7 protein-coding genes are annotated in these 6,794 nt (G+C 57.7%); 5 read left to right on the top strand and 2 right to left on the bottom strand.

Translation table 11 applies throughout. From position 1 onward, the window contains the following. The first annotated feature begins 33 nt into the window (after positions 1–33). The 5 genes from P8O11_RS11865 to P8O11_RS11845 all read left to right on the top strand — a co-directional run bounded on the left by P8O11_RS11865 (position 34) and on the right by P8O11_RS11845 (position 4,211). Positions 34–531 (top strand): hypothetical protein, encoded by a 498-nt coding sequence (locus P8O11_RS11865; protein WP_300294436.1) that lies wholly within the window; start codon positions 34–36, stop codon positions 529–531. A 14-nt stretch (positions 532–545) separates the two neighbouring features. Further along, positions 546–1,508: a zinc transporter ZntB gene (locus P8O11_RS11860; RefSeq protein ID WP_300294435.1), complete on the top strand. Its 963-nt coding sequence runs from the start codon at positions 546–548 to the stop codon at positions 1,506–1,508. Positions 1,509–1,590: 82 nt separating this feature from the next. After that, complete coding sequence (locus tag P8O11_RS11855) at positions 1,591–2,610, top strand: ABC transporter substrate-binding protein (RefSeq protein ID WP_300294433.1); 1,020 nt, start codon at positions 1,591–1,593, stop codon at positions 2,608–2,610. 49 nt (positions 2,611–2,659) lie between these two features. Beyond that, complete coding sequence (locus P8O11_RS11850) at positions 2,660–3,427, top strand: ABC transporter ATP-binding protein (protein ID WP_300294431.1); 768 nt, start codon at positions 2,660–2,662, stop codon at positions 3,425–3,427. Then, the gene (locus P8O11_RS11845; protein ID WP_300294429.1) at positions 3,420–4,211 is read left to right on the top strand and encodes an ABC transporter permease; all 792 of its coding nucleotides are present in this window, start codon (positions 3,420–3,422) and stop codon (positions 4,209–4,211) included. Before P8O11_RS11850 ends, P8O11_RS11845 begins: the two co-directional genes overlap by 8 nt. Here P8O11_RS11845 and P8O11_RS11840 read toward each other — a convergent pair. Together P8O11_RS11840 and glmS are read right to left on the bottom strand one after the other, a co-directional pair. Next, positions 4,208–4,894, bottom strand: coding sequence for a DNA alkylation repair protein (locus P8O11_RS11840; RefSeq protein WP_300294427.1), 687 nt, complete (start codon positions 4,892–4,894; stop codon positions 4,208–4,210). The genes P8O11_RS11845 and P8O11_RS11840 overlap by 4 nt on opposite strands. A gap of 72 nt (positions 4,895–4,966) precedes the next feature. Then, on the bottom strand, positions 4,967–6,790 hold the full coding sequence (gene glmS / locus P8O11_RS11835; protein WP_300294438.1) for a glutamine--fructose-6-phosphate transaminase (isomerizing): 1,824 nt from the start codon (positions 6,788–6,790) through the stop codon (positions 4,967–4,969). Between the last annotated feature and the right edge of the window lie 4 nt (positions 6,791–6,794).

The following is a 6,794-nucleotide window of genomic DNA, read 5'->3' as shown; positions in this document are numbered from 1 at the left end:
TAATCTGACGGTATGAAACACGTTTTATTGAGTATGAGTCTGGTTGCCTTGCTTGGCGCTTGTGCTTTGGTGCAAGTGGCCGACGAGGCTATGCCTGCTGTTGATGCCGCCGAAGACGCAACGACGGTGCGTCCAAACCCGCGGCCTGAGGCTTTGAATGCGACGGCAGCGCCGCCGCCGTCTGCGACGGCGCGCACAGTGGCTCAGTTTGACACGACGAGCGCAGACCAGAAGAAAGCCGCTGTCTTGGCGGCAGAAGAAAAAGCAGCCAAGGGTGAGGGGCATGCGCTTGGCCGGACTGTGGCTTCGCTTGGGGATGCGGCGCAGCTCGGGCTCTGGATCAAGACACCGCTTGTGAGCGCGCCTGCGACGGGGCGGGTTGTGTCGGCGAAGAACGGAAAGTCAGTCGAACTGGACCTTCTGCCGCTGGACGGGCCGAAGACGGCGGGAAGCCAGCTTTCGTTGGCGGCACTGCGCGTGATTGATGCGCCTTTGACAGATTTGACCGAGGTTGATGTCTTTAGAAACTGAAGTGAGGCGAAAAAATGAATGATGTGACGCCTGCTTTCGGTTTTCAGATTGGGACAGATCGAAGTGTAAAAGCTCTTGAGGGCGCTGCTGCGCCGTCTGGCGCTGAAGGCTATGTCTGGCGCCATGTGCAGGGAACACCAGAGCAGCTCTTGAGCGGGCTGGCGGAGTTTGAACTTGATGAGGCGGTGAAAACCGCGCTCACCGCAGAAGAGACGCGCCCGCGCTGTACGCCACATGGTGGCGGGGCAATTCTTGTTTTGCGCGGGGTGAACCTCAACCTTGGAGCAGAGCCTGAAGATATGGTTTCGCTTCGACTTTGGGTCGAAGGGGGGCAGGTTGTCAGCTGTGGTGTGCGCCCCTTGAACGCGCTGCAGGATGTGGTTGGGATGGTGCGCGGCGGACGCGCGCCGCGCTCGCCAGCTGAGATGGTGGCTGCCTTTTCCTTGCGGATTGCGGACCGAGCAGAGCCTGTGGTGGCGGAGTTGAATGAGAAGCTTGACGAGGTTTCTGATCGGCTAGAGGGCGAAACTCTAAGTGAAACCCGCCGTGCGCTCGCCGATATTCGGCAAGTCGCGACAGCGCTACGGCGTTATATGTTTCCGCAGCGGGACGCTTTGACGACCTTTGAGGTCGAGGGGTTTGACTGGGTTTCACGCGAGGCTTTGAGCCAGCTGCGAGAGGCGATTGACCGGCTGACGCGGCTGAGCGAGGAGCTTGATGCCATTCGCGACCGTGCCCAGATTGTGCATGATCAGGTGATGGATGCGCGAGCCGAGCAGATGAACACACAAATGTTTGTTCTGACGATTGTTTCGGCGTTTTTCCTGCCGATCGGATTCATCACGGGACTGTTGGGTATCAATGTCGGTGGAGTGCCGCTGGCGGACAGTGCGAACGGGTTTATCATCATTTGTGGGATTATCGTCGCTGTCTTGATCGGACAGTATGCGGTCTTCAAGAAACTGAAGCTCTTTTGAATGCCTACACAAGGTAAGTGTTTACTCAGCGGGCAGAGCGGGCAAGACTGCCTTAGAGTAATCACAAAATGGGAGAGAGAGAATGACGCATTTCAACAGACGGCAGACGCTTGGACTCTTGGGCGCCGCAGCGGGAGCGGGCCTAGCGGCGCCTGCGATTGCGATGAACAAGAAGATTGTGGTGGGTGCGCTGCGCTTTACCTCTCATGCGGGCAGCTTTGTGGCTGTGGAGCGCAATTACTTTGCAGAGGCCGGGCTTGATGTTGAGCTGCGCTTCTTTGAGGCGGCGCAGCCGATGGCTGTCGCGATTGCTTCGGGAGATGTGGATTATGCGGTTACGGCTGTCTCGGGCGGGCTTATTTCGCTTGCCGATAAGGGCGCGATCAAGGTGATTGGCGGTGCGTTGAGCGAAGAAGCAGGCATTGATGGGCAGAAAATTCTGGCCTCTGATGCGGCTTTCCAAGCGGGACTGACGAGCCCAGCTATGCTGGCGGGCAAGAAGTTTGGCGTAACGCAGGCGGGCTCCTCTTTCCATTACATGGGCTCCAAAGTGGCTGAAAAAGAAGGCATTGAAGTGAGCTTTACGCCGCTACAAAAAGTCGGCGCTGTGATTGGTGCGCTCAAGTCTGGGCAGATCGATGCGTGGAGCATTGTGCCACATATTGCCAAGCCGCTGGCGGGCTCAGGCGCCGTACATATCATTGGCAATATCTCCGACTACTTGCCCAGCTATCAGGTGACCACGGTCTTTACCTCGGCCAGCAATGCGAGTGACGAAAAAGGCCAGACGGGCGACTTCCTTGCGGCCTACGCGAAAGGCGCGGGCGATTATAACAGCGCGATGATTGATCGTGCAGGTGGCGATGATGGCGAGGCGGCGATGGTCGATCTGATCCATAAATATGTCTACACCGACCGCCCGCGCGAAAAGGCGGCGCCGAGCATCATCAACGGCACGATGCGTCTCAATGAGGGTGCGAAGCTCAATGTTGCCTCTATGGCGGATCAGCTGGCTTGGTTCCAAGCGGAAGATCTTGTGGGCAAGGATATCACGCTCGATACGCTTCTGGACACGAGTTATGTCGAGACGTTTGAAGCGTAATATTTAAGGCGGGGGACGTTAAACCCCCCGCTGCTTTGAGGATATCGATATGGATCTATCGCTGGAGCGAATCAGCCATGCTTATGGCGACACAGAAGTTTTGCGCGATATCTCTCTGGAGGTGAAGAGCGAGGAGATTGTGTGTCTTGTCGGGCCTTCGGGCTGCGGTAAGTCAACTTTGCTGAGGCTGATCGGCGGTTTGGAAAAGCCGAGCGCGGGCCGCGTCTTGCAACTTGGGGAGGCGCCAGAGGGGTGTCTCAATCCGCTGACCTATGTGTTTCAGGATTTTGCTCTTTTGCCGTGGAGGACTGTACGGGGGAATATCTCGCTTGTGCTGGAAGATCACGGGATCAAAGGTGTGGCGCGTGATGCGATCATTGCGGATGTGCTGGGGCGCACGCGGCTTGGCGACTTTGCCGACGCTTTGCCACGCCAGCTGTCAGGCGGGATGAAGCAGCGTGTTGCAATAGCGCGCGCGCTGGCGGTGAAGCCTGCCGTGATGCTACTGGATGAGCCGCTTTCGGCGTTGGATGCGCAGACGCGTGAATTGCTTATGGATGATCTGGTCGGTCTATGGACACGCCAGCCCTTCACGGCGGTTTATGTGACTCATAACCTCGCAGAAGCTGTGCGGTTGGGGCACAAGATTGTTGTGCTGTCGCGCAGGCCGGGGCAGGTGCGTGAGGTGGTTCAGATTGAGACGCCGCTTGGCGAAAGAGCGCATGGTGATGCGGAGCTTGAGGCGGTGCAAAAGCATCTTTGGGACGTAATGCGCGACGAGGCCCGCGCTGCAGATGAGGAATTGCTAGATGCCTGATCTGCGAGAAGTGCGTTTTCGGGGCGGCGGGTTTGCGCCCACTGCACGGCGCGGCATAGGGCTTTTGGTTTTTCTCTTTCTTATTGTGATTGCCGAATGGGGCACGCGGGCGGGCTGGATATCGCAGCTCACTTTGCCACGGCCCTCCGATGTTTTGGCAACCTTTGGCGAGCTCTGGCAGAGCGGGATGCTGACGAAGCATCTTGCGCCCTCGCTGTCACGGCTGCTTGTGGGGGCCACGCTTGGTGTGGTGCTTGGTGTCTCTGTTGGTGTGCTGATTGGGCTGTTCTCTTATGTGCGCGCGGGGCTTGTGCCTTTGGTTGCAGCGCTTTTTCCTATCCCTAAAATTGCGCTGTTGCCCTTGTTTGTGATCTGGTTTGGCATTGATGAGGCGAGCAAATATGCGCTGATCGCCTTCGGCACGTTTACCCCAACTGTTGTGGCCACTTATGGCGCCGTCGACAATGTTGACCGCAGCTTGATCCGCATGGGGCAGAGCTTTGGCCTGAGCTGGCTGTCTATAGTGCGCAAGATTGTTCTGCCCGGAGCGATGCCAGGGATATTGTCTGGGCTGCGTATCAGCCTTGCGATTGCGATCATCCTGCTGGTTGCTGCCGAAATGCTTGGCGCGGAATACGGCATTGGCGCTTATATTTTGCAGGCAGGATCGCTTTATGACCTAGAGCGGCTGTTTGCTGGCGTTGTGATTTTGTCGTTGATTGGCGTCGTGGTGAGCACGCTTATCGGGCAGATCGAAAAACGCCTGCTGCGCTGGCGCGCCTAGGCCTCTTTCGGGAGGAACTTGGCCGCTTCCTTACGCGCAAAGGGCTTCATTTTCTTCGCGTGATTGGCGAGAAAATACTCAACGCGCGGGGCATCATGCTTGCTCAGGTCATGCAGCCACCATGCAACAGACTTCTGAATAAACCACTCAGGGTCTTCGACATAGCGCACAGCCCAGCCGAGGACGCGCTTGCGGATCGCAAGCTCATCGGGTTTTGGGTGATTTTGTTTGGTGTAGGGTAGGGTGATGACCATAGCGGCGCGGCGAGTCCAGTGGACATCGGATTTGGTCCAGCTCTCCACCTCTTCGATGCGCGAGGGGTCCGCAACGAGGCGCTTCTGGCCTGCCATCATGGCGTGATCGGCGATGGCCCAGCTGTCAAAGTCAGGAACCCATGAGACGATCAGATCCCAGACGGCTTGGTCAGGGCTGATGCGGGCTTGTGTCAAAAGCTTTGCGGCGGCGAGGCGAGCCTCAAAAATGTTGGTTTTCCAGAGCTGGTCCGCAAGAGCGACACGCTCTTCGATTGAGAGCACGCCGCGCCACTCTTTGGCGAGATCGTTGATCGCCGGATTTGGCAGGCCAAGGTACTTGCGTGGCACTTTGTGATAGTCGGCCATGCCTGCGGCGCGGCCGTCTTCGGCAGCGTTGCGCAGAGCTGTGAGAGCGTCGTCTAAAGTCATGTCGAGCGTATCCTGAGTGGCGTTTGGCGCTGCTATCGCACAGTCAGCAGCCAAAGGCTACGGCTCTTTCGCTTACTCCACTGTCACCGACTTGGCCAAATTGCGCGGCTGGTCCACATCGGTGCCTTTGGCAACGGCTGTGTGATAGGCCAAAAGCTGCGCGGGAATGGCGTAGAGGATGGGTGAGAGGGCCGTGGGGACTGTCGGCATCACGATGGTGATCCATGCTTCATCGCCTGCTTCGGCTGCGCCGGCGGCATCTGTGATGAGGATCACTTTGCCATCGCGCGCCATGACTTCCTGCATGTTGGAGACTGTCTTTTCAAACAAGGTATCACGGGGGGCTTTGACGACCACAGGCATGCTCTTGTCAATCAGCGCAATAGGGCCATGCTTGAGCTCGCCAGACGCATAACCTTCGGCGTGTATATAACTGATTTCTTTTAGTTTTAGAGCACCTTCTAGAGCGAGAGGGTACATCAGGCCTCGGCCCAGGAAGAGCACATCTTGCGCCTCTGAAAGCTTGAGGCCAGCGTGGGCGAGCGACTTGTCGAGCGCAAGCGCCGCATTGACTGCGGAGGGCAGGCTGCGCAGCTCAGACAGGCGATCTGCAAGCTCTGTATCGGAGAGGCGGCCTTTGTCGTGAGCGGCTTTGAGGGCCATCAGATAGAGCACTGTGAGCTGGCATGTGAAGGCCTTTGTAGAGGCAACGCCGATTTCTGGACCTGCCATGATTGGCAGAGCGAGATTGCTTTCACGCGCGATTGAGCTTGTTGGAACGTTTACCACGGATAGAATGCTGTCGGCCTTTCCCTCACAGTAGCGCAGCGCGGCGAGGGTATCGGCGGTTTCGCCTGATTGGCTCACGAAGAGCGCGGCTGTGCGCTCGGTGATGGGGGGCTCGCGGTAGCGGAATTCTGAGGCAATATCGACCTCGACGGGCATACCTGCGATCTGTTCAAACCAGTATTTGGCTGTCAGGCAAGCATAGAAAGCTGTCCCACAGGCGACCATGGTCAGGCGGTCTATCGTTTTGAAATCAAATCCGTTGTCAGGCAAATTGATGCGAGTGGCGTCATCGGAAAGGTAATAGCCTATGGCCTCGGTCAGAACGCGCGGTTGCTCGGCGATCTCTTTGGACATGAAGTGTTTGTAGCCGCCTTTGTCGATCTGGCCAGTTTCAATTTCGACCGTTTTGATTTCGCGGTTGGCAGGACGCCGTGCAGTATCGAGAATCTCGACTTGCGTGCGCGTCACAAAAGCAAAGTCACCCTCTTCGAGATAGGTGATGCGGTCGGTCAATGGGGCAAGGACGATGGCGTCGGAGCCAACGAACATTTCGCCACTTCCATAGCCGATCGCGAGAGGCGAGCCTTGGCGCGCGGCGATGAGCAGGTCTTCCTCGCCCTCAAAGAGGAAGCAGAGGGCATAGGCACCCGTGAGACGGCTGACGGTGCTGAGGGCAGCATCGCGTGGGCTTTGGCCCTCGTCCAGATAGGCTTGGGTGAGCAGGGCGACTGTCTCTGTGTCGGTGTCGGTCTCATAGCCGATGCCTTTGGCGGCAAGTTCTTCGCGCAGCTCGCGGTAGTTCTCGATGATGCCGTTGTGGACCACGGCAACCTGACGCGTGCTGTGGGGGTGAGCGTTGTTTTCATTGGGTGCGCCGTGTGTGGCCCAGCGGGTGTGGCCGATGCCAGCCTTGCCTGTCAGGGGCTCGTGTACGAGCCTGTCGGAGAGATTGACGAGCTTTCCAACCGCGCGGCGGCGACCAAGGCGACCCTTGTCGACTGTGGCAATGCCCGCGCTGTCATAGCCGCGGTATTCAAGCCGCTTGAGAGATTCCACCAAAAGGGGCTCAGCTTCGTGCTCGCCCAATACACCTACGATACCACACATCTTA

It is taken from the genome of Lentibacter sp. (genome assembly GCF_029254145.1).
Classification (GTDB): domain Bacteria; phylum Pseudomonadota; class Alphaproteobacteria; order Rhodobacterales; family Rhodobacteraceae; genus Lentibacter.
Note: the sequence above shows the minus strand (reverse complement) of the source record. Positions and strands in the feature narration are given on the sequence as shown.